Origin of the sequence: Maribacter sp. MJ134, from assembly GCF_003970695.1 — a bacterium.
Lineage (GTDB): Bacteria > Bacteroidota > Bacteroidia > Flavobacteriales > Flavobacteriaceae > Maribacter.
The window spans coordinates 2,101,330-2,127,031 of the sequence record NZ_CP034570.1; the positions used below are offsets into that span (position 1 = coordinate 2,101,330).

The 25,702-nt window shown below is 39.1% G+C and carries 23 protein-coding genes; 10 read left to right on the forward strand and 13 right to left on the reverse strand.

The window, feature by feature from the left end; translation table 11 throughout:
• The 3 genes from EJ994_RS09295 (at position 1) to rlmB (ending at position 2,505) form a co-directional block, all read left to right on the forward strand.
• Entirely contained in the window at positions 1–777 is a 777-nt protein-coding gene (locus EJ994_RS09295; protein WP_126592182.1) for a hypothetical protein, read from the forward strand.
• 115 nt (positions 778–892) lie between these two features.
• Positions 893–1,696 carry a hypothetical protein gene (locus EJ994_RS09300; RefSeq protein ID WP_126592183.1) on the forward strand — a complete coding sequence of 268 codons (804 nt, stop codon included), beginning with the start codon at positions 893–895 and terminating at the stop codon, positions 1,694–1,696.
• 68 nt (positions 1,697–1,764) lie between these two features.
• A complete protein-coding gene (gene rlmB, locus EJ994_RS09305; RefSeq protein WP_099573198.1) occupies positions 1,765–2,505 on the forward strand; it encodes a 23S rRNA (guanosine(2251)-2'-O)-methyltransferase RlmB in 741 nt (246 codons plus the stop codon).
• Here rlmB and EJ994_RS09310 read toward each other — a convergent pair whose 3' ends face one another.
• Positions 2,506–3,249 (reverse strand): rhomboid family intramembrane serine protease, encoded by a 744-nt coding sequence (locus EJ994_RS09310; protein ID WP_126592184.1) that lies wholly within the window; start codon positions 3,247–3,249, stop codon positions 2,506–2,508.
• Positions 3,250–3,395: 146 nt separating this feature from the next.
• Between EJ994_RS09310 and EJ994_RS09315 the strand changes: the two genes are divergently transcribed.
• Positions 3,396–4,673, forward strand: coding sequence for a replication-associated recombination protein A (locus EJ994_RS09315; protein WP_126592185.1), 1,278 nt, complete (start codon positions 3,396–3,398; stop codon positions 4,671–4,673).
• On the opposite strand, the gene EJ994_RS09320 is transcribed toward EJ994_RS09315, so the two are convergent.
• From EJ994_RS09320 to radC, 6 genes are all read right to left on the reverse strand, one after another.
• Positions 4,670–5,572 (reverse strand): hypothetical protein, encoded by a 903-nt coding sequence (locus EJ994_RS09320; RefSeq protein ID WP_126592186.1) that lies wholly within the window; start codon positions 5,570–5,572, stop codon positions 4,670–4,672. The two genes, EJ994_RS09315 and EJ994_RS09320, sit on opposite strands and share 4 nt — an antisense overlap.
• 68 nt (positions 5,573–5,640) lie before the next feature.
• Positions 5,641–7,071: a DUF5723 family protein gene (locus tag EJ994_RS09325; protein WP_126592187.1), complete on the reverse strand. Its 1,431-nt coding sequence runs from the start codon at positions 7,069–7,071 to the stop codon at positions 5,641–5,643.
• Entirely contained in the window at positions 7,068–7,610 is a 543-nt protein-coding gene (locus tag EJ994_RS09330; RefSeq protein ID WP_126592188.1) for a hypothetical protein, read from the reverse strand. The genes EJ994_RS09325 and EJ994_RS09330 overlap by 4 nt, the downstream gene beginning before the upstream one ends.
• A gap of 61 nt (positions 7,611–7,671) precedes the next feature.
• Complete coding sequence (locus tag EJ994_RS09335) at positions 7,672–8,361, reverse strand: YjjG family noncanonical pyrimidine nucleotidase (RefSeq protein ID WP_126592189.1); 690 nt, start codon at positions 8,359–8,361, stop codon at positions 7,672–7,674.
• Positions 8,354–9,649, reverse strand: a complete 1,296-nt coding sequence (locus EJ994_RS09340; protein WP_126592190.1) for a polysaccharide deacetylase family protein — start codon at positions 9,647–9,649, stop codon at positions 8,354–8,356. Before EJ994_RS09340 ends, EJ994_RS09335 begins: the two co-directional genes overlap by 8 nt.
• Positions 9,650–10,348, reverse strand: a complete 699-nt coding sequence (radC, locus tag EJ994_RS09345) for a RadC family protein (protein WP_126592191.1) — start codon at positions 10,346–10,348, stop codon at positions 9,650–9,652. It lies immediately after the preceding gene.
• A gap of 63 nt (positions 10,349–10,411) precedes the next feature.
• Between radC and EJ994_RS09350 the strand changes: the two genes are divergently transcribed.
• Positions 10,412–10,855, forward strand: a complete 444-nt coding sequence (locus EJ994_RS09350) for a DUF1569 domain-containing protein (RefSeq protein ID WP_126592192.1) — start codon at positions 10,412–10,414, stop codon at positions 10,853–10,855.
• Positions 10,856–10,859: 4 nt separating this feature from the next.
• Here EJ994_RS09350 and EJ994_RS09355 read toward each other — a convergent pair whose 3' ends face one another.
• Positions 10,860–12,215, reverse strand: coding sequence for a UDP-N-acetylmuramate--L-alanine ligase (locus EJ994_RS09355; RefSeq protein ID WP_126592193.1), 1,356 nt, complete (start codon positions 12,213–12,215; stop codon positions 10,860–10,862).
• 100 nt (positions 12,216–12,315) lie between these two features.
• Here EJ994_RS09355 and EJ994_RS09360 point away from each other — a divergent pair, with 100 nt between their 5' ends.
• From EJ994_RS09360 to EJ994_RS09380, 5 genes are all read left to right on the forward strand, one after another.
• Complete coding sequence (locus EJ994_RS09360; RefSeq protein WP_126592194.1) at positions 12,316–12,633, forward strand: cupin domain-containing protein; 318 nt, start codon at positions 12,316–12,318, stop codon at positions 12,631–12,633.
• Between the two features lie 21 nt (positions 12,634–12,654).
• Positions 12,655–13,440, forward strand: a complete 786-nt coding sequence (locus EJ994_RS09365) for an SDR family oxidoreductase (RefSeq protein WP_126592195.1) — start codon at positions 12,655–12,657, stop codon at positions 13,438–13,440.
• A 129-nt stretch (positions 13,441–13,569) separates the two neighbouring features.
• Complete coding sequence (locus tag EJ994_RS09370) at positions 13,570–19,983, forward strand: MG2 domain-containing protein (protein ID WP_241240756.1); 6,414 nt, start codon at positions 13,570–13,572, stop codon at positions 19,981–19,983.
• Positions 19,984–20,279: 296 nt separating this feature from the next.
• Positions 20,280–20,891 (forward strand): carboxypeptidase-like regulatory domain-containing protein, encoded by a 612-nt coding sequence (locus EJ994_RS09375; protein WP_164721443.1) that lies wholly within the window; start codon positions 20,280–20,282, stop codon positions 20,889–20,891.
• Positions 20,891–21,904 (forward strand): transglutaminase domain-containing protein, encoded by a 1,014-nt coding sequence (locus EJ994_RS09380; RefSeq protein WP_126592197.1) that lies wholly within the window; start codon positions 20,891–20,893, stop codon positions 21,902–21,904. Before EJ994_RS09375 ends, EJ994_RS09380 begins: the two co-directional genes overlap by 1 nt.
• An 11-nt stretch (positions 21,905–21,915) precedes the next feature.
• Here the strand turns inward: EJ994_RS09380 and EJ994_RS09385 are convergent, their stop codons facing one another.
• The 5 genes from EJ994_RS09385 to EJ994_RS09405 all read right to left on the reverse strand — a co-directional run bounded on the left by EJ994_RS09385 (position 21,916) and on the right by EJ994_RS09405 (position 25,698).
• Positions 21,916–22,650: a LytR/AlgR family response regulator transcription factor gene (locus tag EJ994_RS09385; protein ID WP_099573213.1), complete on the reverse strand. Its 735-nt coding sequence runs from the start codon at positions 22,648–22,650 to the stop codon at positions 21,916–21,918.
• Complete coding sequence (locus tag EJ994_RS09390; RefSeq protein WP_241240757.1) at positions 22,647–23,717, reverse strand: sensor histidine kinase; 1,071 nt, start codon at positions 23,715–23,717, stop codon at positions 22,647–22,649. The genes EJ994_RS09385 and EJ994_RS09390 overlap by 4 nt, the downstream gene beginning before the upstream one ends.
• Before the next feature lie 201 nt (positions 23,718–23,918).
• A complete protein-coding gene (locus EJ994_RS09395) occupies positions 23,919–24,122 on the reverse strand; it encodes a hypothetical protein (RefSeq protein WP_126592198.1) in 204 nt (67 codons plus the stop codon).
• Between the two features lie 309 nt (positions 24,123–24,431).
• The gene (locus tag EJ994_RS09400) at positions 24,432–24,956 is read right to left on the reverse strand and encodes a DUF4136 domain-containing protein (protein ID WP_126592199.1); all 525 of its coding nucleotides are present in this window, start codon (positions 24,954–24,956) and stop codon (positions 24,432–24,434) included.
• A 31-nt stretch (positions 24,957–24,987) separates the two neighbouring features.
• On the reverse strand, positions 24,988–25,698 hold the full coding sequence (locus tag EJ994_RS09405; RefSeq protein WP_099573216.1) for an ion transporter: 711 nt from the start codon (positions 25,696–25,698) through the stop codon (positions 24,988–24,990).
• Between the last annotated feature and the right edge of the window lie 4 nt (positions 25,699–25,702).

A 25,702-nucleotide genomic window follows, 5' to 3' on the forward strand; every position in this document is an offset into this window, starting at 1 on the left:
ATGAAAACGTCCAAGATAATTATGTTCTCTTTTGTTTTACTTTTCTCTGTATCCATATGCGGACAGCAGGTAGGAGTAGCAAATTTTGGTGGTTCTGATGTAGAAAATGACCCCTTCGCAAATTTTCATCAGCAATTTACACCTATGATGACTAATTTATTTCAACTTGTAAGTAATAATAAAGATTTTATTGAGTATAACATTGGTTCCGATATTGGATCACCATACGTCAGTGATGAGTTCTTACCTGGCAAGGTATATTATGAAGATGAGCACCTAGGAAATTATTACTATCGTTTTAATGCTTATAATGGTGAAATTGAATTAAAGGCTACCCTACTAGAAGAAGAGCAAGAAAAGGCTTTGGTACAAGATGCCAAAGTAAAATTGGAAACTGCTCAGGGAACTTTGCAATACTTGAGTGTTGAAAACAAAAAAGGACAAATTGAAGAATCGTATTTAATTTCTGTCAACGAAACCAAGCAGTATAGCCTATTTGAAAGAATACGTATAAAATATACGGAAGGAAAAGAGGCTGCGAATTCAATGGTAACTGCAATTCCTAGCAGGTTTACTACCTACAGGGAGTATTACTATAAAGTGAAGGATATAAATCCCATTGTTCAAATTCCGAAACAAAAAAATAAATTTATCAAACACTTTGTTCCAAAGGAAAAATTAAATGAAATCAAAAAGTATTTAAAATCGAATGAAATAGATTTAGAAAATGGGAAAGACTTGATATCCTTATTTAATAAAATTCACGAAAAGGAGTAACTTATCGAGAAATCCATAATAATCCCTTCTTTTAAATATAATAAATTAATTATCAGCAGCTTGCGCTCTTTTTTTTCATAACTTAAGGATTCATAATTAATTAAACCACAATCCTATGAAAAAACAGTTTCTTACACTCATCTTAACATGTATCTGCGTAACAGTAACATTTGCACAGGTATCTCAGAGTACCGGCGATTTACGAGCACAGGCAACCACTTGCGGTGATTTAGACGCATTATTTACCCAGTCTGGTAGTTCCCTTCATAATTTAATGTATGCCGATGTGAACGCTTCTTCAACGGGAACAACGGTATCGGCGCAACAAATTAAGGGCTCTCCTTTCTTAGTTGATAATTTTCAAAAAAGTAACATCTATGTAAACGAGCAACTTCTTGGTTCTTTTTATTCTAGGTTCAACGCATACAGTCGAGAAATTGAAATTAAAAAGACCAATTTAGAAGAAGAACAATACAAGGCCTTGGTCAAAGATGAAAATATTAGAGTTGTTTTTGATGATAAAGAACTTCAGTACGCAAGTTTTATTGATGAAGATGGAAAAATAACTCAAGACTATTTAATAACAAAGTTATCAGGCTCAAATTACAACCTATATCAGCGCTATATTGTTAAATATGTTGAAGGGAAAGAGGCAGCAAATTCTATGGTAAATGCTATCCCTGCGCGTTTTTCAAATGCTACCGAGTACTACTTAAAGGATTTGAACTCTAATTTGGTGAGTTATATACCAACAAAGAAGTCTAAACTATTAAACTTGTTTAGCAGCGACCAAAAAATGCAGGTTGCAGCACTAATAAAGAAGAAGGGATTAAATCTAAAAAAAGAATCCTCTTTAGTACAGATTCTAACATTTGCGAATACGCTAAATACCGTAGACTTGGCTTCCCAGGGAAAATAATCAAAGGAGTATAAGAATTCTAAACCGCTCGGCTAATAACCGAGCGGTTTTTGTTTATTTTTACATTTATGGATAAAGCCACCCAGATATACGGAATTAGAGCTATAATTGAAGCCGTAAATACCAATGAAGAAATTGACAAAGTTTTTATTCAAAAGGGTTTAAGGGGTGATTTAATCAAGGAGCTAGAAGGGCTGCTTCGAAGAAATGAAATTAATGTCTCCTATGTGCCCCCTGAGAAACTGAACAGATTAACCAAAGGTAATCATCAAGGTGCCGTTGCTAATATATCCCCTATCGCCTTCTCTACTTTAGAGGAGCTAATCGAAAAAGTGCAACAAAAAGAAAAGCCTGCGCTATTCCTCCTTTTGGACCAGTTATCGGACGTTCGTAATTTTGGAGCCATTATCCGTACGGCGGAATGTTCTGGCGTGGACGGTATTATCATACAAAAGAAAGGTGCCGCCCCAGTTACTGCGGATACCATAAAAACTTCCGCTGGTGCCGCATTTAAAGTTCCTATTGCAAAAGTGGACCATCTTAAGGATGCCGTCTTTTACTTACAGGCATCAGGGATAAAGGTAGTAGCTGCCTCAGAAAAAACGAATACTTCAATCTATGATGTCTCCTTTAAACAAGATATTGCTATAGTCATGGGTGCGGAGGACAAAGGTATTTCACCTTCTATCTTAAAAGCGGCGGATTATACCGCCAAACTTCCTTTATTAGGAGAAATAGAATCACTCAACGTTTCCGTGGCTTGTGCTCTTTTTCTATATGAGGCAGTTCGTCAGCGCATGTATACTTAACTAAGAATCCCCTTCTTTCTTGCCCCTTTTATATACGTAATTAATTTTCACTTTATCGGGCGACTCTTCTGATTTTTCCACTGGAGTTTCTATGAAATTACCATTTTCATCAAACTGTTTTAGAAATTCATCTTCTTCCTCATTATAGTCCTCCCGTTCCCAATCATATTTTTTAAGCTCCGGCAATGTGGCCCTAACAAATATGGCCAATAACAAACCGGTAACAAACCCACTCAAGTGTCCCTCCCATGAAATGCCTTCCTTTACCGGAAATATATACCACAACAGACTACCATAGATAAATACAACCACTAAAGAAAGTGCTACCAGCCGATAGTACTTTGTATAAATTCCTTTGAAAAAAATAAAACTGGCAAGAACATAGATAATACCACTAGCACCAATGTGGTAAGAGGGCCTTCCTATAAGCCATGTAAGGAGGCCAGATAGTATAATTCCTATAATCAAAACGCTCCAAGCAACTTTTCTATAAAAATAGAACAAGGCCGCTAATAAAATCGCCAAGGGAATGGTATTGTTATACAAATGTTCTAAAGAACCATGTATAAACGGACTCATTACAACACCTCTTAATCCTAAAAGAGTCCTAGGATAAACTCCTAAATGATTTAGGTTGATGCCATTTGCCAATTCCATCCAATAAAAAGCCCAAATGAAAAGTACTGCTCCCAAGGGAACCAGTAATACGGCATTGGTAAACTTAAAATGTTGACTATCGTTCATAATCCTTAGCTACCCTTCTTATCAAATTGTTGACCAAATTTTAAAATCGGTTAAATTGTCATATCCTCTGATATCAACAGCGGAAATCCATTGATATTGTACGAACGCGGAAGACCATTTCAAGAACTTTGTCCTATTTTTATACTATGAACGAACCATTAGCGGAAAGAGTACGTCCTAAGACTTTGGAAGAGTATGTTAGTCAAACCCATTTGGTAGGGGAACAGGGTTCGCTTACCCATCAGATAAAGAAGGGGATTATCCCTTCCCTGATACTCTGGGGACCTCCAGGCACGGGAAAAACAACCTTAGCAAACATCATCGCCGAAGAAAGTAAAAGACCTTTCTACGTGCTGAGTGCTATCAACAGCGGTGTAAAAGATATAAGAGAAGTTATTGAAAAGGCAAAGCAGGCAGGAGGGCTATTTACCGCAAAGAATCCTATACTTTTTATCGATGAGATACATCGCTTTAGTAAATCGCAGCAAGACTCTCTATTGGCAGCCGTTGAAAAAGGATGGGTTACCTTAATCGGTGCCACGACCGAAAATCCAAGCTTTGAGGTCATCCCCGCATTACTGTCTCGGTGCCAAGTGTACATCCTTAATGCATTTGGAAAGGAAGATTTAGAACAACTACTAGAACGCGCCTTGAAAAAGGATAAACAACTTGCCTCCAAAAAAATTGAATTAAAAGAGACCGAGGCCTTACTAAGGCTCTCAGGTGGGGATGGCAGGAAATTATTGAACATATTTGAACTTGTCGTCAATTCTGAGGATACGGACACCATTTCCGTAACGGATGAACTAGTGATGAAAAAGGTTCAAAAAAATACTGTTCTTTACGACAAGACTGGTGAACAGCATTACGACATCATATCGGCCTTCATAAAATCCATTAGGGGTAGTGACCCAAATGCAGCTGTATATTGGTTGGCCAGAATGATAGAAGGTGGCGAGGACGTAAAGTTCATTGCAAGAAGAATGCTCATTTCTGCTTCGGAAGATATAGGTCTTGCCAATCCTACGGCACTGGTAATCGCGAACACTACCTTCCAAGCGGTAGCCACCATAGGATATCCTGAAGCACGAATTGTTTTAAGTCAGTGCGCAATTTACCTTGCGACTTCCGCAAAAAGCAATGCTAGTTACATGGCAATAGGCAAGGCACAACAAACCGTAAAACAGACCGGAAATCTATCGGTGCCCTTGCCGCTGAGAAATGCGCCAACAAAACTGATGAAGGATTTAGGTTACGGAGACAATTACCAATATGCACATAACTATGATAATAATTTTGTTGCTGCTGAATATCTTCCAGACGAACTGTCCGGTAGTTCTTTTTACGTACCTGGAAAAAACCAAAGGGAGGCTGCCTTGAGCGATTTTCTCAAAAAAAGGTGGAAGACAAAATATGATTTCTAAAATTTGATGTTCAACTCTTGTTGCATCAATACATCTTCTTCATAATATTCAAAAATCCATTTATCCTCTTTCTGATACACGATACCGTTCTTAGTTTCGCCCTGAACCATATAGATGTTGTCCTTGGAGGTTTTTAACAACTTCATTCTTATTTTTGGCGCACTATCCACCAATTGAAATCCGCTAGGTAAAGACTGTGCGTATAAAATGTCATCTTTATTAGGCTTTCTTAACTGTAATTTTTTCGGAGCTGGTTTTTCCGCCATTGTAATATCAGAAGCAACAGGCTCCTTACTCTCGTAAAACTGATTCTCCGTAGTTGCCTCTTGGACAACCAGAGGTTCTTGCTTCATATCTACTTCTTCAAGTCCTTGAGCTTTGTTTTCATTGGATAACTTTTCGGTACGTTCCGGTAGCTTTTTTATATCATCCTTGAAACTCACCGTTATAGGTTCCGTAGTTTCGGATTGACCCTTATATGTATATTTCACCTGGTCAAAGGAACGCATAGACTCCTTTATGGCCTCGGTGTAGGCCTCTTTAAATGCCTTACTTCTGCTCTTACCTTGTAATGTTTTAAAGACAATCTCTCCATTGCAATCCTCTAGGGTTATTATTGTCTTGGTCGAAAACATCGAAGAATCATCAACGAGCGCCACTAAAAGCCCTAAACATCTGTTTTTAGTCAGTTCTTCCGGTAAGGCATCGTCATATATTACAGGGAAACCCTTTTGATCTAGAAGATATTTCACCAGGGTACTCGTCTTATGAGCATTCGGCTCCTTAAATACATCAAACTTCTTGGGCACGATTATATACTTATAATCACTGATATTTTCCTGACCGTAGGTCATAAAGCTTAGAACTAAATACAATGCTACAATTACTCCTTTCAACATATTAGAATTTTAGTGATACGCTAAAGAAATGAAAAAAACGTGCCAAAGAGTTACTTTGAGCTAAATCATTATCTTTTGTTCCAAGATATGATATTTAATCCTAACTGAAAAGAAGCATAATTAGACGCCGCAATATTTTGATAGGACAATAGATTATCTGCCATTGCATATAGGTTTACGGGTCCGGCTTGCAAGCTAACACCTAAACCCAAGTTGGTAGCACTAAATTTATCTGCGGTATAGGTAGCTTTAAGGGCCATGATATTACCAAGTCTACGGAGGTAGAATCCTGTTACCGCTGCCTGTGGACCTCTAGGTCTATTTATGGCATATACGTGAACTCCGGCAGAATTCCGATATCTTGTCCTTGCATTACTTGAAAAAGCTGTAACGGAACAGTCACAATTTTCTTGTGAACCTATTGGTTTTCCAAAGTCATGTCTTAGTGAAGCGTTTATTTTAGTTGGTCTAAAAGTTACATAGGCCTTATTACTAGATTCAAAAGGCACCAATTCTTCTACCTCATCTACTAAATCTTGCCAAAAATCCCTATTTAGGTTCCCAAACTCTTCTAAAATGTTTATTTCAATACCTTCTACACTTGCATTACCTTCGAGACTATAACTTTGGGTATCTCCGCTATGGTACATAAATCCCAAATCAAGAACACTTCCCGTGATTACCGTTCTTTCACTTAAATGATAACTAAAACCCAAGTCCACTCCTAATCCTAAATCACCACCGAACAAAGCTCTTTTGACAAGCGCACTTGCAACGTTATCATCGTCAGCCGCATTGTCCAAATCCCCGAACCCAGAACTTCTTAATTTAAGGTCCGCGCTAAGGGTCGTATTTAAGATATTATTTTGACCCTCCGTGTTTACGAGGTAGCCTTTGTTTCCCGTTGAGTTGTAATCTAATATTCCAGAATAAATCTTGCCTCTAACACCAATGGTTAAATCCTTGTCGATATTCTTATTTATCCCGAAGTGAAAAACATTCACTATAGATCCCCTCATACTTAAATCTCCCAAATTGAACCTTCTATTCAGTTGGTTGGCATTTCCTTCAAATAATAGAATAGCGTAATCTTGAGGCCAATACGAAATATTATCAAACTCCAGATAAGCACCAAAGGAATAAAATATATCAGGATCAGAAGACCTGAAACCAACATTTAAAAACTCTAGTTGAACATTACCGCTGAGCTCGTCTGAAGGCCCTAAACGATTGACCAGACGATTTCTTACCTTATCATTAATATCCAAACCATCGACCGCGAAAATGTCGTTTACAGCTGCGGCATTAGAGCCACCATAACCAAAAACACCAGAAAGTAAGGGAACTCCTCCATACCACCTGAAATCTGTTTCTACACCGGGATTAACCATTAAAGATTGTGGAATCTCACTAAAATCGTATAGCAATTGTTTGTTCTGTGCCAGCAGAAAGTGGCACCCGAAAAGGATTAAGATAAAATAGCCCCGGATTAATTTCATTTGGCTCGTAACATAAATTCACCCGCCGATCTCAACACCAATGACGGATTAGGAATACTAGATGTACTACTATTATCGCCAAGATTTCTAGCACTCAATCTAATCTTAGAGGTATTTCGCAGTATATCAAGACTTTTCCCGGAATCGCCGTAAGCAACCTCCCTGATTAAAAGAGCCGTAGGAGCGGCATCCATTTGAAAGAACTCAATATCTAGAACAGTGTCTGTTTCGTCCAAAAATTCTATACTGATCTCTACATCCTTACTGGTGGTATTTTCCAGTTCGTAAGTAATGACACCACCTAAAACCCTATCTGCAAAAAATGCTTCTTCAAAAGCATCAAAATTAAATTCTTGGGTAAAGAAGCTTAACCCAACGATCCTATTGATAAGGCTTTCTTGTGCTTCAACATAAAAAATACTGGATTCAAAGGATGGGGTAATAGATAAATCATCGTATTGTCCTAAATCCAGCTCTTCAGAGCAAGAGACAAAACATCCCGTTAATAATAGTACCAAGACAATCCGTGAAATTTTCATTTCTAAAATCAAAAAAGTGTCCCTAACCACCGTTATGAACCTTGTTCTAGTACTAATAACTCTATAAATAGTTTTTTATTTCCCGTAAGTCGTTAATGATGGGACAATGCTCGTGCGAATCTTCACCGAGCGTACAAAAATGTAAGGCACCTAAACCACTGGCCTGTGCACCAAGTATATCGGCCTCAAGACTATCCCCAATCATTAAAGAGTTCGTAGCCTTTGTTTTAGCCTTATCTAAAGCCATTTCAAAAATTATCGGATTAGGCTTTTTAACGCCTGCCATTTCCGAATCGATAATTTGATCAAAATAACCATGGATACCCGATTTCCTTAGCTTCTTTTCTTGTATTTCCTGAAAACCGTTGGTGATGATGTGCAATTTATAATTAGGTCTTAGATAATCCAAGATGTCGGTCGCATGAGGAAAGAGATGGTTAAAAGATGATAGGTGATTGATATATTTTTCAGAAAGACTGTCTATAGTAGCATCTGAAATACCATACTCCAAAGTATCAAAGACCGTTTTAAGACGTTGGTATCGTAATTCCGTTTTTGTTATTTTCTCTTCACGATATAATTTCCAAAAGGCAAAATTTGCAGGTACGTAGACTTCCAGAAAACGCTCTAAGGGAATATCAATCTCGTGTTCAACAAGAATCTTCTTAAAAGTAAGTGCAGAATTTTTCTCAAAATCCCAAAGCGTGTGGTCCAGATCAAAAAAAACATCGGTAACGGTATCTTTATACATTGTACTTCTCAAGGATTTCTTTATAAATGGATTTCCACTGGTATTTCCCTGTACTACCCAATAGTTCGTTGGAGAAAACGGTCACCATTTTTCCATTGACTTGTTGCACCTCATCATGAACATCCTTTATTTTGCTCATCATCGCAGTCCTATTTTTAAGGTTTACAAGTGCATAATCGTGTATGGCGAATGGGTGAATTTTTATGGGTTGTTGTACTTCCAAGGGAATATCGTAGAATTGAAACGAAGTACAGGTTCCGGCCCTAAAACCAACTTCACGGCTATATCCCATGGTATAATCGTCCGTAAACTCTGCCTCAATAAGATTTCTGTACGTATAAGGGATATCAACTCTGTTATAGCGCATTCTGGACATGTATACGGGTCTATTGACCACATTCTCCAAATCCTGTTTTTCAAGTTTTAAAAGGGTAGCGTTCGCAAAGGAACTATAGGACGCTGCCAAGGCAACTTTGGAGTAGTCCCCAATGTATTTGATCAGTGATTTAAAGGTATTGCTATTGGTAGATACGTTCTTATCGTACTTGGAATAATTAGCAAACTGAAAAAAGAAAATACTTTTAACCTTCAACTGTTTGTGCCATGCTATTAACTCCGAAAAATTGTCATAAGGGTCTTTTCTTATCTTGAGACCAACAACAATGCGCTCATAAACCCGCTTTAACCTGAATGTACCCAAATCTAGCAAGAAGCCAGCCGCACCTCTAATTACCCCTCTATTGGAGTAACAATGCGAAGTGGTCACATCAATAATGGATTCATAAACATAGCTTCGTTTACCATGCTCTAAGTCCGGAAAACGCTCCAATAGTACATCCAACAACTTCAGTGCCCATAGATCTACCACAGGCCTGTCCAAAAAACCATGCTGATAACCTACACTATCCTTAGGAGAAAACCGCCCATGAATATCCTTTACATGGGGAAGGTACTCTTCATACCTGCTCAATAAATAAAAACTTGCGGCAAAAATATCGTAGGGTATATTGCTTCTTTCTCCAGTAGGGAAGAAACATGGCGTATTGTCCCATTGCACAACATTAAGCTGTATATCGCTTATGCCCTGCTCAAAAAGCAGGTCATTACTTCTTACAAAAAACTCATTTTGAAGTGGCTGCTTCGTATAGGTAATCTTGGCTTCGTTATGTTTTATAAAATCCTCGACTTTGGTCGTAAAACCAATTTCTATACCCAAAATTTTCGTGAACACCTGCTTCATCGTGTAGCTGAAGCGCGGTGTAATTTTATGGGTATATATCAATAACATTTACAAAACTTGATTATCGGCAAAACTATAATAATTCTTCTGCGTAACGATAAGATGGTCAAATACTTTTATATCCAGAGATTCGGAAGCTTTTTTTATCTTTTGCGTAATCTCCTTATCTGCAGCACTAGGTTTTAAGGTACCACTAGGGTGATTGTGTGCTAATATAATACCTACCGCACCTAATTCCAGGCTTTGTTTCATTATTAAACGCACATCTACCAATGTTCCGGTAATACCGCCCTTACTTAGTTGTGCTTTAAATAGTACTTTGTTAGAATTGTTCAAGTATAAAATCCAAAATTCTTCATGTTCCAATTCACCCATAATGGGCTGTAAGATTTCAAAAGCGTCCTTACTACTAGTGATCTTATCTATTTTTTGAGCTTCCTCTCCCCTTCTTCGTCTACCTATTTCCAGTGCGGCAGCTATGGTTACGGCCTTAGCTTCACCAATACCCTTGAACTGCATGAGTTGTTTTATGGAGAGTCTTCCCAGTTCGTTGAGATTATTGTCCACGGACAAAAGAATACGTTTAGAAAGTTCAACGGCACTTTCGGACCTACTTCCGGAACCTATTAAAATTGCAATGAGCTCAGCATCCGAAAGGACAGACCTTCCTTTATTCACCAGTTTTTCCCGTGGCTTATCATCATCTGACCAATGTTTTATGGAAAAGGAAGTTGGCTTTTCTTGCATAGGCTAAAGATAACGAACAAATTATTTTATCGTAAATTTCACTATCATTTAAAAGTGTAAAAAATGAAATCCTTATTAACTGCTGATGGCCATAAAGAAATTGTTGCACGCATGTCTCAACTGTCGGAAGCATCGGAGCGGAAATGGGGCAAGATGACCGTTGGCCAAATGGCGTGGCATTGCCAATACCCATTGAAACTGGCCATAAAGAACAAAGAGAACTCCTCTAAAGGAAATTGGTTCATTAAAACCTTTTTCAAAAAGTCCTTGTACAACGATAAACCCTGGCGTAAAAACCTCCCTACCGCTCCGCAACTCAAGGCAAGAGAGCCCAAAGATTTTAAAAGTGAATCTGAACTTCTTAAAACGTTGGTAGATGATTTTTATGCCTTAAGGGATAGAGATCATTGGTATCCGCATCCAACCTTCGGAACCTTTACCAAAGAGCAATGGGGACAATTACAGTACAAGCATTTAGACCATCATCTTAAACAGTTCGGAGTCTAGGTCACTATACCATTAGGTGCTGAACTTCATTTAAATCTAGACCTCCGTAATTCCCGGAACTCATTAATAACAAGGTGGCATTTTTATAGTCCTGTTCTTTTACAAACTGATGAAAAGAGGTAGCATCAGTAAAAATTTTGAGGTCATCTCTTTGGAAAGCCTCAGCAATCTGCTGCGGAGTTACTTCTTTCAATTTTTTGATTGCAACGGATTCCGGGAGGAAAAAAATAACAGGTTCATCGGCGGCATCCAAAGCCCCCTTGTATTCCTTTAAAAATTCAGGATTAAAACTACTATAGGTATGCAATTCCAAACAGGCCACTAATTTGCGATTTGGATATTGCTGCTTTACAGCCTTGGTAGTTGCCGCCACCTTACTTGGGGAATGGGCAAAATCCTTGTAGGCTATGCTAGAACTACCCTCAGCTATCTTTTCCAATCGTTTGGAGGCACCTTTGAAAGTAGCAATGGCCTCGTAGAAATCGTCCTCGTCCACACCCATGTTCTGGCAAATCCACTTTGCCCCTGCAAGATTGCTTAGGTTGTGCTCTCCGAACACTGCAATGGGCATTGGTCCTTCAGGCGTTTCTAAAAGTGTCTCACCTTCTTCCACGGTATATGCTGGTGTTTGATACGGAAACTTTCGTATGGCATTTTCGGAGGCTTCTACCGCTTTTTTGACCTCAACATCTTCGGTATTGTAAGTGATGCTACCACCATTGACAATACTATCCACAAATATCCGGAACTGTTCCACATAATTATCGAACGTTGGGAACACGTTGATATGGTCCCAAGCGATACCACTTAATAAAGCGATATTAGGTTTGTACAAATGAAATTTTGGTCTGCGGTCTATGGGAGAAGACAAATACTCATCTCCCTCAAGAACAATGAAGTCGTTCTCTTCCGTCAAATGTACCATACGGTCAAAGCCATCCAATTGAGCGCCTACCATGTAATCTACTTCTCGTCCATGAAAATCCAATACATGTAAAATCATTGAGGTAATGGTAGTCTTACCATGACTACCACCAATGACCACCCTGGTTTTATCCTTGGACTGCTCGTAAAGAAATTCGGGATAAGAATAGATTGTCAACCCAAGTTCTTGTGCCTTTATCAGTTCAGGATTATCGCTCTTTGCATGCATTCCAAGAACGATTGCATCAAGGTCCGCATGTATTTTCTCCGGAAACCATCCGAACTCGAAAGGCAGTAGACCCTTTGCATCTAGTCTAGATTTAGAAGGCTCAAAAATCACATCATCACTCCCAGTTATCTGATAACCCTTATGGTCAAGAGCCAAGGCCAAATTATGCATGGCACTGCCACCGATTGCTATAAAATGTATATTCATCGAACAAAATTAGACCGTAAAGATAGCGATAGCCAAGAGCATCACAAACTGCTTCTTACTTCTACAGTTTATTTTTACCTTGTCAAGAAAAAATCATATTATGGATTTAAGTCTAGCCGAAATACCCTCTAAGGAGATTATGCCAGGTTACCACGGCAAACTTGTACACAGCGAAACCATGAGCATAGCCTTTTGGACGGTTGAAAAAAATGCTGAAGTACCGGAGCACTCTCATATGAACGAACAGATCATGCATGTGATGGAAGGTGAGTTTGAATTTACCTTAGAAGGAAAGACAAGAACCTACTATCCAGGAGATATCGTAGTCATTGCAGCACATAAAAAACACAGCGGAAGAGCCTTAACAGCCTGTAAACTATTAGACGTTTTCAGTCCAGCAAGAGAGGAATATAAATAAGACCGTTGAAAATAAACTACTATGGAAGTATCCTTAAAAAATAAAAAAGCTCTGGTAGGTGGCAGTAGCGGTGGAATTGGCAAGGCAATTGCCCTGCAATTGGCAGAAAGCGGTGCAAGTGTAACGATAATGTCCCGTAGCGTGGAAAAGTTAAAACGTATCGTGGCGAATCTTCCAACGGATAAGGGCCAGGAACATCAATATCTCGTAGTGGATTTCAATGATTTTGATGCCTATAAAACAATTATCACCAACTATTTTGAGCAGAATTATGTTGACATTTTGGTGAACAACACCCAAGGACCGCCTGCCGGAGATCCCTTGGAAAAAAATATCGCAGATTATCAGCAAGCTTTTGATTTACTGTTCAAGACAACGGTATATACTACCGAACTTGCATTAAAACACATGAGAGCCAATTCATTGGGACGCATTATCAACGTGGCTTCGGTTTCCGTAAAAGAACCGCTATCGTATTTGGCGCTATCCAATACCATAAGGGCGGCGGTGACTACTTGGGCAAAGTCACTGGCAACAGCGGTTGGGCCGGATAAAATAACGGTCAACAGTATTCTCACAGGCTATTTTGATACGGACCGTATAGCGCAGCTCAACGCAAAGAAAGCTGAGCAAATGGGCATTACGGAAGCAGAGGTCCTCCAAGAGATGCAATCCCGTGTTCCTTTAAAAAGGATTGGCGACCCAAAGGAATATGGGTTTTTAGCAGCTTTTTTAGCATCGGACAAGGCTGCCTACATTACGGGAACCAATATCCCTATCGATGGCGGTCTATTAAAATCCATGTGATATTTCATTATATAAAAGAGCATAACCTAACCCAAAACGGCCCTTTCCGTAACCGAAAGCCCTACTTGGCTCAACGCTATTTTGCCACGGCATAGGTTTTGCAAAGATTTGTTATGTAAATTTAGAATAATGAAAACATTGATAGCTACTTTCTCCGTAATACTCTTTTCACAGCTACTACCCGCACAAGAACCGAATTTGTCTTATGAGCAAATGTGGGCCAAGGTTCATAAACTAGAACGGGAAGTATTAACAAAATCCGCTCTAGAGATTGTTGAAACGATTAACGCTAAGGCAAAGAAAGAAGAGCAGCATAGTCAAGTAATTAAATCCCTTCTTTTTAAAGCAAAGTATGGATTGATTCTTGAGGAGGATGCAAAGCTTAAGACCATTACCAATCTCAAGGTTGAAATTTCTAAGGCCAATTTCCCTGTTAAGAATGTGCTGGAAAGCTATTTGGCCAATTTATACTGGCAGTACTACCAACAAAATCGCTATCAATTTTATAACAGAACCGCTACCGATACCAAAATAGATAGTGTAGACTTCAGAACTTGGGATTTGACCACACTTTTTAATGAAATCGGCTTCCGTTTTGAACAATCACTCGCTAATCCTAAAAAGCTCCAAAAGGAAACTCTAAAAGATTTTAAAGAAATACTACATGAACAGGAGGGCTCTAAAACCTTCAGACCAAGTCTTTTTGATGTATTGGCACATACGGCCCTTGATTTTTATAAGACCAACGAAAATAGCATCACCAGGCCAGCGGATAAATTTGAAATAAGGGACCCTGAATTACTATGCGAAGCTTACGGGTTTACACAGTTGAATATTCCCATGGATGACAGAACATCCTTACAACAAAGAGCGTTGGGAATATATCAACAATTGCTGACTTTCCATTTTCCCAATCCAAGACTAGATGCTCTGGTCACGGTCGACGTAGAACGTTTAAGGTTTATCCACACCAATGCCGTTTTTGAGGACAAGGACGAAGTGTATCTATCGGTATTGCAACAATCCGCAGAACGTTTGGTACAGCATGAAGTCTCTGCCTTGTACAACCATGAAATTGCTCAATTACTGCAACATCAAGGGAATACCTATAATACCAGTAACGAAGCAACACAATGGAAACTTAAGGAAGCCATAGCCATCTGCGATGCAACTATAGCAAAATTTCCCGATAGCCGAGGCGGACAAAAATGTGCCGCGCTTAAATCTAGAATACTGGCTTCAGAGCTACAATTAACTTCCGAAAAGCAGTTAGCGGTCAGTAAACCATCAAGGTTATTGGTAAACTATAAAAATCACAAGTCTTTAAACCTAAAAGCGTATGCAATCTCTCAAATCCAGCGAAAAAAATTGGAGGAACTATACCCTATAAAAAAGCAGTTGGCGTATATCCAAGACCTGAAAGCACGAGCTTCGTGGACCGTTCAACTAAAAGATGAAGGAGACTACCAAAGGCACAGTATAGAAATACCGCTTCCTGCACTAGAAGCCGGACAATATGTTATTCTGGCCACAAGAGCCGATACCGATGAGAAATCGAACACAGAAAAGAGTTTTGCCTTTAGTACACTACAGGTTACAGATTTGGCATTCACCGAAACCAAAATGCCAAACCAACATATCTTCCAAGTAGTGGACCGCAATACCGGCAAACCTAAGGCTGGGGCGGAAATTACCTTGTATTATCGAAAAAATTACCGTGGGTCCGTTCTCAGAAAGAGTTTAGTGACAGACAAAAATGGCTTTAGTGCAATGGATTTGAACAGGTCTAGCATTTCTATTGAAACAACAAAGATTGAACATGGTAAAGAGACCGCTTTTTTTGAAGGCACCTACATTAATCAAAAGAGAAGGGACACCAAAAAGCCCCAGATAACATATAAAGCATTCGTATTCAAAGACCGGAGTATCTACCGCCCTGGACAAGCCTTATATTTTAAGGGAGTACTTATAGAAAATAATGATACCGTATCCAAAGTTGCCAGCGAGGAAGCCGTTACCGTTGGCCTATATGATGTTAATGGTCAAAAAGTATCGGAAATGGATTTGCAAACCAACGATTTCGGTTCCTTTACAGGCGAATTTATACTTCCAAATACAGGTTTAACGGGCATGTTCTATTTAGAGGTTTATGGTGTCTCCGGATTGGTGGACCAAGATTTTTACTTTTTTGTTGAAGAGTATAAGCGCCCAAAATTTGAAACATCTTTTAAACCCGTAACAGAGACCTATCGCGTTAACGATAGCATTACCGTAAAGGGTACAGCGAATGCTTTTGCGGGAAGCACCGTTTCAGTAGCTAAGGTAAGCTACCGTGTTCAGCGCAATGTAAACTATCCTCAATGGTACTATTGGAGCAGGCCATATAACTATGGAGAACCGCAAGAAATAGCACTGGGCGAGACCACCACGGATAGCGATGGCAGTTATGAGATTACTTTTAAAGCACTGCCTGATCTGTCAGCGGATAAAGCCAGTCTACCCACATTTTCCTATTATGTTACCGCCGATGTTACCGACATCAACGGAGAAACTAGGAGTACGGCAACTACGGTACAAGTTGGGTATCATGCCATGACCGCTTCCATTATGGTAGATGGACCGTTGAACACCAGTGCTAAAAACCAAAAAATAAATATCAGTACGCAAAACCTTAACGGACAAAACGTATTTGCAAAAGGTGTTCTAAAAATGTACAAATTAAAGGCACCGGAGTACGTTTTACGGGATAGGCCATGGCCCGCACCCGATTACAACTACTGGGGCAAAAAGGATTTTAAAACACTTTATCCCCATGATTCCTATTCAAACGAACATGACCCTAAGACTTGGGAAAAAGGAAAATTGGTACTAGAGACTGATTTTGACACGGAAAAAAGTACACAGATAACACTGAAAAACCTAAAAAAATGGAACTCTGGTCTATACATTATAGAACTAGAAACAAAGGACATCTTTGGACAAAAGGTTACTGCAAAAACAAAGACCAGTGTCCATAACGGAAAAGAAAAAATACGCGCCGATAATCAGTTATTTCATGTCAAGACCGACAAACCTTTTTATAATGTTGGGGACATGGCAGAAATCACCTTTTACAGCAATGCGAAAGATTCGTATGTAACGGTATTGGTTGAAAAAGACAAAAAATTAATACGGAAGGAAATTCTTAGGTTTGAACAAGGCTGCAAAACAATCACCGTTCCCGTAACTGCGGAAGATGTGGGCGGTTTTATCGTAAGATACCATTTTACGGTATTTAATTCGTTCCGAGCAGGTAGTGTACCTATCAGCGTTCCCTATCCCAATACGGACCTAGAGATTGAGACCCTTACCTTTAGGGACAAACTACAACCGGGAACCGATGAAACATGGAGTTTCAAGATAAAAGGACCTAAAGGAGAAAAAGTTACCGCGGAACTACTCACAAGTATGTACGACGCCTCTCTAGATCAATTCAGGGGACATAGTTGGAACTTTAACCCCATTGCCAGACCTTATTACTATTCTGACTCTTATACGAACGCTAGCCAAAGTTTTGGAACGAAATCGTTCAGGAAGTACGATGCTAATTTTCTGATAGATGCCGTACCTGACCTAAGCTTTGATAGTTTTGAGTGGTTTGGTCTAGATTTCAGAAATCCACGGTATGCCCAACGCAACTATTTAAAAAGAAGACAAGCAAGCTTACGGAACGCTTCCTACGTTGATGCAACGATTAAAAAAGGATATATAAGCGGTACCGTATACGATCAGGATGGTCAACCGTTACCTGGTGTAAATGTAGTTATCTCGGGAACTACCGAGGGAACGCAAACCGATTTCGATGGTAACTTTTCCATCAAGGCCGCCGTGGGTCAAGAACTGATACTTACGTTCATAGGACAGGTAACGCTACGGCAGAAGGTTGGCACGGATAATTTTTATGTTTTTTACATGCAAGAGGACTCCGCAGCCCTTGAGGAGGTGGTTGTTATGGGGTATGGAACACAAAAAAGAAAATCCGTTACGGGAGCCGTTGCTATGGAAATGGCAGAAGATAATATGGAAATGGAGGTCGCAGATGCTCTTCAAGGAAGAGCGGCAGGTGTAAATATTTCTTCCGCTGCCGGTGCTCCCGGAGCAGGTACGAAAGTGAAAGTACGAGGAGAATCTTCTCAAAAAACGCTTTCTGAAAAAATAGATTTCAGCTCAATCAAAATCCGCAAAAACCCTCAAGAAACCGCTTTCTTTTTTCCACAGCTACGCACGGATAAAGACGGCACGGTAAGCTTCAGTTTTACGACTCCGGAGGCCTTAACGCGGTGGAACGTACAATTACTAGGGTATACCAAAGACTTGAAAACGGCAAGCACTAGACTTTCCGCTGTAACGCAAAAAGAATTGATGGTTTTACCCAACCCGCCACGCTTTTTACGTGAGGGTGATGAAATTACCATTAGTAGTAAAATTTCGAATCTATCCGATAAATACTTAAGTGGTTCCAGTCAGTTGGAATTAACGGACGTCATTACCGGAAAATCCGTAGACTCACTTCTATTGAATAACCGCAATACACAAGACTTTCAGGTTGATGCCAAGGGAAATACACAACTTTCATGGACCATCAGCATTCCTAAAGGACTGCAAGGCGTTCAATATAAAATCGTTGCCAAGGCCGGAGATTTTAGCGATGGTGAACAAAATGTATTACCCGTACTAACAAACCGTATGTTGGTGACGGAAACACTTCCCATGTGGGTGCGGAGCAATCAGACAAAAACCTTTACGTTGGACAAGTTGAAGGATAATACCTCAACTACCTTGAGCAACCATAAGTTAACTTTGGAAATGACCTCTAATCCGGCATGGTACGCCGTGCAGGCACTCCCCTACTTAATGGAATATCCTTATGAGTGTAATGAGCAGACCTTTTCTAGGTACTATGCCAATACGTTGGCAACTCATATTGCCAATTCCAATCCAAGAATTGAAGAAGTATTTCAACAATGGGCAAATACTGATGCTTTGTTAAGTAATCTGGAGAAGAATCAAGAACTGAAATCATTGCTCATTCAAGAAACCCCATGGTTGCGAGACGCCCAGTCCGAAAGTCAACAGAAAAAACGTATTGGGTTACTTTTCAATTTAAATAAAATGAAGAGCGAGCAAGAGATAGCTCTAAGAAAACTGGAAAACAATCAAATGTACTCTGGTGCTTGGCCTTGGTTTAACGGTGGCCGTGAAAACAGATACATTACCCAACATATTATTACCGGATTAGGTCATCTAAGACACCTGTCCGTTGCTGCAGATGACAAGGAACTGAGAATGATCAAGAAAGCGGTCCGTTACTTGGACAATGCCTTTGTAGAGGAATATAGGCAAATGAAAAAATATGCCACTGATCTGTCAAAAGACCATTTGAACGATACACAAATTCAGTACCTGTACATGAGAAGTTTTTTCGAGGATATTAAGACGTCAAAGCAGGTAGATGAAATCAGCACCTATTATTTAGGACAATCACGCAAGTATTGGACAAAAAGAAACCTTTACACCAAGGGAATGTTGGCCCTTGTTATGCAACGAAACGGAGATGAAAAAACAGCTACCAGAATATTACGTTCCCTGAAGGAGAATAGTATTGTATCCGATGAATTGGGCATGTACTGGAAAGAAAACACCAGTTCCTGGTATTGGTACCAAGCACCAATTGAAACGCAGGCATTACTTATCGAAGCTTTTTCTGAGATTGATGGTGACCTTACCACTATTGATAATTTAAAAATTTGGTTGTTAAAAAACAAGCAGACCAATCAATGGAAAACTACGAAAGCAACCACAGAAGCGGTTTATGCTTTACTCCTAAAAGGTAGCGACTGGCTATCGGTTACAGAAGCGGTCAGTGTTTTGGTCGGCGAGGAAAAAATAGCTCCTTCCAAATTAGAAAATGTAAAAATTGAAGCGGGTACCGGTTACTACAAAACGTCTTGGGCTGGCTCAGAAGTGGAATCCAAAATGGCCGAGGTACAGATTGCAAAAAAAGGTGAAGGTATTGCATGGGGTGCATTATACTGGCAATATTTTGAAGAATTGGACAAGATAACTTCTGCTGATACCCCGTTGCAGCTCAAAAAGAAATTATTCCTGAAAAAGAACACTGGCACAGGAGAAACAATTTCTGAAATCACCAAGTCAACTGAGTTGAAGGTGGGTGATCTGGTCCGTGTACGTATTGAATTGAAATCGGACAGAAATATGGAATTTCTACATATGAAAGATATGCGCGCCGCAGGTTTTGAACCCATAAATGTACTATCTCAATACAAATGGCAAGACGGCCTAGGCTATTACGAAAGCACCAAGGATGCGAGCACCAATTTCTTTTTTGACTACCTGCCCAAAGGCGTTTATGTTTTTGAATATGATGTGCGCGTGAACAACTCTGGAGATTTCAGCAACGGCATTACCTCAATACAAAGTATGTACGCGCCAGAGTTCAGCAGCCATAGCGAGGGTGTTCGTGTAAAGGTGACAAATGAATAACCGGAGTCAAAACACACTCTTAAAATCAACTATTCATACCTAAGTTTGATACTTGAACTTGAATTTAGCCCAAGAAGCCCAGTCACTCATTAAAAAGACCCTTTCACGAATTACCGGTTTTTATAACCCCTAGCATACCATAGCTTAGAGGTGTAATCCTAAAACCACATGTGATGAAAAACGCAATTTGTATCTCAGTAAAAAAACCATGTTCAGAAAATTTCGAAAACTTCGACAAAACCAAAAAAGGAGGATTTTGCCTATCTTGTAACCTAGAAGTTATAGATTTTAGTCTAATGTCAGAAACAGCACTTATGAATCATTTTAGTAGTGGCGAGAAAAAGACGTGCGGACGTTTTAAGACCTCCCAACTCAAATCCTACAAAACCAACACGACCCATCATTTACCTACAAATCTATTCGCAAAAAAGCTGGGGATGCTAAGCTTTTCATTACTCTCTTTATGCGTGTTGAATGCTGTTAACGCGCAAGATAGCAAACCGCAATTACCGAAAAATATATCGCAAACCAGTTTCAATCTTAATCAAAGTATTGTCAACCCTAAATTGGTTCAAGAACTGACCGTAAGGGGAACCGTTCTAGATGAAGAAAACCTTCCTCTTCCCGGAGCTAATGTATTCTTAAAAGGAACCAATGTGGGTGTATCTACGGATTTTGACGGGAAATTTGAATTTCCACAAGTATTAGAAGTCGGTGATATTCTGCTTTTTAGTTATTTGGGTTACGAAACCAAAGCATATATAGTCCCGGAAAGTACCGCAGGAGTATTGGATATTACGATTAATTTTGATTTCGCAGATGTAGAACTAATGGGTGAAGTAGACGTAGAAGGTGTTTTTTCCTCTAAGAGAACCTTCTTCCAAAAAGTGGCAGATTTATTCCGATAATGAAATTAGTCTACCTTTTTATTCTAACGGGATTGTATAATTCTTATGGGCAACGATCGGATTTTTTAGAAATAGACTTTAAAAAAGCCGATAGTGTTGCGCTATCCCATAAAGGTACATCACTTAAAAATTTACCGCTGCTTACCTATAAGCTTACAGGTAATTTTACCACGGATGTGGAGAAATTTAGGGCCATTTATACTTGGGTCTGCACCAATATTGAAAATGACTACACTGCTTATTTAAGAACAAGTAACAAACGTAAAAAACTATCCGATGACAGGGAGGGGTTTTTAAAATGGAATCATTCTTTTACACCAAAAGTGTTTGAAAAATTATTGACAACCAAAAAGACCGCCTGCACGGGGTATGCCTATCTTATTAAGGAAATGGCCAACTTGGCGGGGCTTAAAAGTGAAATCGTAGATGGCCACGGACGTACGGCCACCTTAAGACTGCAGGAAGAAAGTAGTGCCAACCATTCTTGGAACACCATTTTATTACAGAATAAATGGTATGTGTGCGATGCCACATGGTCCGCAGGTCTTATCGTCGTAGAGGAAGATGGCCCTAGATTCAAAAGTCAATATACGGATGGATACTTCTTGGCCGAACCACAATTATTCATAAAAAATCATTATCCCTTAGAAGCCAAATGGTCCTTACTTGAGAAGGTTCCCAGTTATACTGAATTCATAACAGGACCTGTGGTCTATAAACAGGCCTTTTCTAACAATATCATCCCGATAGCGCCGCAACAAATGTATTTAGAAACGGTTAAAAACAAGAGTGTTTCATTTGAACTGACCACTCCTAAGTTGGTCAATGAGAAGGAGCTAAACCTGCTACTGGTCCATAATGGGGCAACAACCAAAATAGAACCAGAAATAACAAATAATGATACAGGGCACACTTTAAAACACCGCTTTGAAAGAGCAGGAAGCTTTGATGTTCACGTGCAATATAAAGATGCTATAGTAGCTACCTATGTAGTTAAAGTAAGGCGGAAATGATTTTTCCTGCATTAAAGACTCATTTTGTCCTTGAACAAATACGATTGTCTTCTAGATACTTCTATCTCGTCCGAATTGGCCATGGTCAATTTTAGTTTACCATTGAACCAGGGGACTACATCCGTTATAAAATTGGTATTTATTATTTGTTGGCGGTTGGCTCTAAAAAAATACTTTTCCGGTAGTTTCTCCTCCACCTGATTTAAAGATTTGTAAAGCATTGGACTCTCCTCTTGAAAAAATACCCTGGTATAATTTCCCACGATTTCAAAATGAGAAATATCCCCTACTTTCACCAACCAGCACTTTTCACCATCCTTAATGAATATTTGACTGTTTCCCGTAAGGCGTTCGCTAGGGACTAGAGCTTCTTCCTTTTCGGCATCAAGCTTGTCCTCTACTTTGGCTATCGCCTGAGCAAAACGTTTTTCGTTGATGGGCTTCAGCAAATAGTCCAGTGCATTATACTCAAAAGATTTTATGGCGTATTCGTCAAAAGCAGTGGTAAAAATGGTTATTGGCACTTCATCTAGCATTTCCAGTAATTCAAATCCGTCTTTCTCTGGCATATTAATATCCAAAAAAAGTAAATCTGGGCGGCTCTCCTGAATTAATTTGTAACCATCGTCTACATTTTCCGCCTCACCTATAATCGTTATCTGTTCATGCTTTTTAATGAGTTCTTTGAGCTCATTGCGTGCCAAGCGAGAGTCTTCTACTAGTACCGCTTTAATGGTATTACTCATGACAAGGGTATTTTAATGGTTGCCACTACTTCCCCGTTAACCTCTTTAAGCATAAAAGAAGCCTTTGCGCCATAAAGTAAACGCAAACGTTGCTTAATATTCTTTAGTCCTAACTGGGTAGAATTATGAGCTATCATGAGTTTACCCGTATTACTTACCTGTATAGAGAGTAGGTTTTCTGTTTTTTCCGCTATCAGCTTTATCGTGCCACCAGATTTAAGGTTAGAAATTCCGTGTTTTGTGGCATTCTCAATGAGCAGCTGAATGATCATTGGAGGTATCTGAAAACCTAGGGTGTTCTCATCGATTTCCTTTATAAAATCCAAACGGTCTTCAAACTGAATTTTAGAAAGAGCTATGTAATTATCTACCATCTCTAGCTCTTCCTCTAGTGAGATGGCATTCATATTATTTTTTGTCAATGAATAGCGAAGCATTTCTGATAGCTTGGTTAGCATATCCCTAGATTTTTCTACGTCCTCTAGCATAAGACCCCTTATATTGTTGAGACTATTGAACATAAAATGGGGGTTTATCTGTCCCTTTAACGTATTTAACTGTGCTTGTTTTAGGGTACTGTTAAGTTCAGCACGTTCCAAGCGATTTGCATTGAGTTTTGCCGCAATTTTAACGGACATGTAAAAAATGGTCCACCCCATTATGGTGATTAGGGAATTGATCAATAACAGCCCAATTCCAAAATCCTTATACATCTCCGGAACTTTTACGTGCTCCTCCGAAAACTTCCCTACAAAATGACCAAAACCGTAGGAAAGGCCAAAATATAAGAATGCCGCCACACCAATACCAGCCAGAATTTTTAGAAGCTGTTTAGAATCAAAAGCATCGAAATTTAAGACTTTCTTTAGGAAAGAACGTAATAAACTAGTCGTGAGAACACCTATTAAGAACGTAGATGCTAGCCCATAGTAGAACAACTTACTCGCCTTATACCCATCCATATCGGGAGTAAAGGCATAGGCAATAAAAACCAGTCCGCCCCAGCCTAAAAACTGTACGGCCCAGAAGTAGAAATGCCATCTGTGTCTCTTTATAAATGAACTCATTTAATCTAAATTTTCAACTTCAAATATAGTTTATATTCAAGGTACCTGTTGTTCCTTTCTTGGTCTAGAAAAAAATAGAAATGAGAAGGGATAAAAGTATTTTTACTATTGCGATCATGTTATTGTTTTAAAGCTATTATTACGTGTGGAGAATAGAATACAAATACCGCTTAGACCTAGTTGGTTCTAAACGGTATCATACTATTTAAGCATGGAAGGTTCTGTAGAACACTCCTTATTACTTTCCTTGTTCAAGAGTGATACGCCTACCAAGGTTAAGCCTGCGTAAAGCGGAAAGAAATAATCCATCAAATTTAAACTACTTACTGCTCCGAACAAGGAAACCACAACGGTTAATACTCCGATACTTAATACTGTTAATTTTGTTTTGTCGATTGTTTTCATAATGATATGTTTTTATTATTTAGTTGATTTTATTTTTCAAACTTGATACGTTTATTTTTTTAAGTATCTATTTTGTTTGATGGTGTAAATCTAAGTGAGAAATCTAGGGCAGCACACTAAATTATGACGAACGGTAGAAAGAAACGTCCGAACGGGCATTTTGCTTGACTAAAATGTAACTATTTGATTACAAGTTCTTTATACTGTATTTATTTCGTAAAAAGTAATCAATAATTCCCGTAAAATGGGTATTTTCGGCGTTTTTAGGGTATTAAAAAGAAGTAGGGTTTCAGCAGATAGTCTTAGGTACTATTTACGAGATTTGGGAGGATATTTATCGAATATTTTAGCAACAAGTTCCTGCATTTTTTGTTCTTTTTCCACTGGAGTACTGCCTTCCTTAAAAGGACTCTCACTTATGGCCTGCCAAATCAGGATATCTTTCTTTGCATCTACAAAATCTATTTGTAGTTCACGATTAAGTTTTGGACCACCAACGGGTATGCCTATAGATACTCCTCCGCCAACATTACCACCACCACCTAGGCCAACACCTACGGAATTACCTGCCTGTGCTCTAAACACAGTACTTTTTATATTAATAAAAATATCCGCCTCTTCCGAGAACATTAACCCTTTGGATTGTAAAGTAATATCCATGGCCCTCATTAAACGTTTTTCATCCAGTTGATTTAGTCCTGTTTGTAAGTCGGAGAAATAATTATATGTAGTGTACGAGGAAAAATCCGTATTACGGTCATAATCGTAATCCACTTGTATGGCACCACAAGAGGAGAAAAATAAAAGCAGTAGTAGGTAACTGAAATATTTCATTATCAATATTTTACTTCAATATACGTAAAAATCAATCTTCATCAGTTTTATCAACCGACTTTGTAAGCGCGGATGATATAATACCTGTAGGAATCGCCACGATTCCAAGGCCTATCATCAAGATAAAAAAGGTAAATACCCTACCGCCCACGGTTATAGGATATACATCTCCGTACCCTACTGTAGTCAACGTAATGATCGCCCACCAAAGACTATCAAAAATGGAGGAAAAGTGTTCTGGTTGCGCGGCATTTTCAAAATAATAAATGCCTACGGCTGAAAAATAAATCAATATCAATGTAACGAAAAGGAACAATAGGATTTCTTCCTTGGCCCTCATTATGGCGGCGGAGAAGTGCTTGATTGCCCTATTATAACGCATTAACTTAAAAATTCTGAAAAGTCTCAAAAACCGTAGCGCCCTCAGCGACCTTAGGTCTATCCCAAGCGCAAGGTAAAAAGGAAGTATGGCCAAGAAATCAATGATGCCATAGAAGCTAAAGATGAACTTACTTTTTCTATCGGCCACATAGATACGCAGTGCGTATTCAACACTAAAGATAACCACACAGAAAATTTCTATAAAGCGCAGTAGTTTTCTTGTCCGGGGTTCTAAATCCGGTACCGTTTCAAATGAAAAGGAAATAATGGAGACCAGTATTAAAACCTGAATAAAATAAGCAAAATACCTGCTTTTAGCGTTATCGTTCAATTCAACGATATTTTTAAGATACTGCCTCATTCCG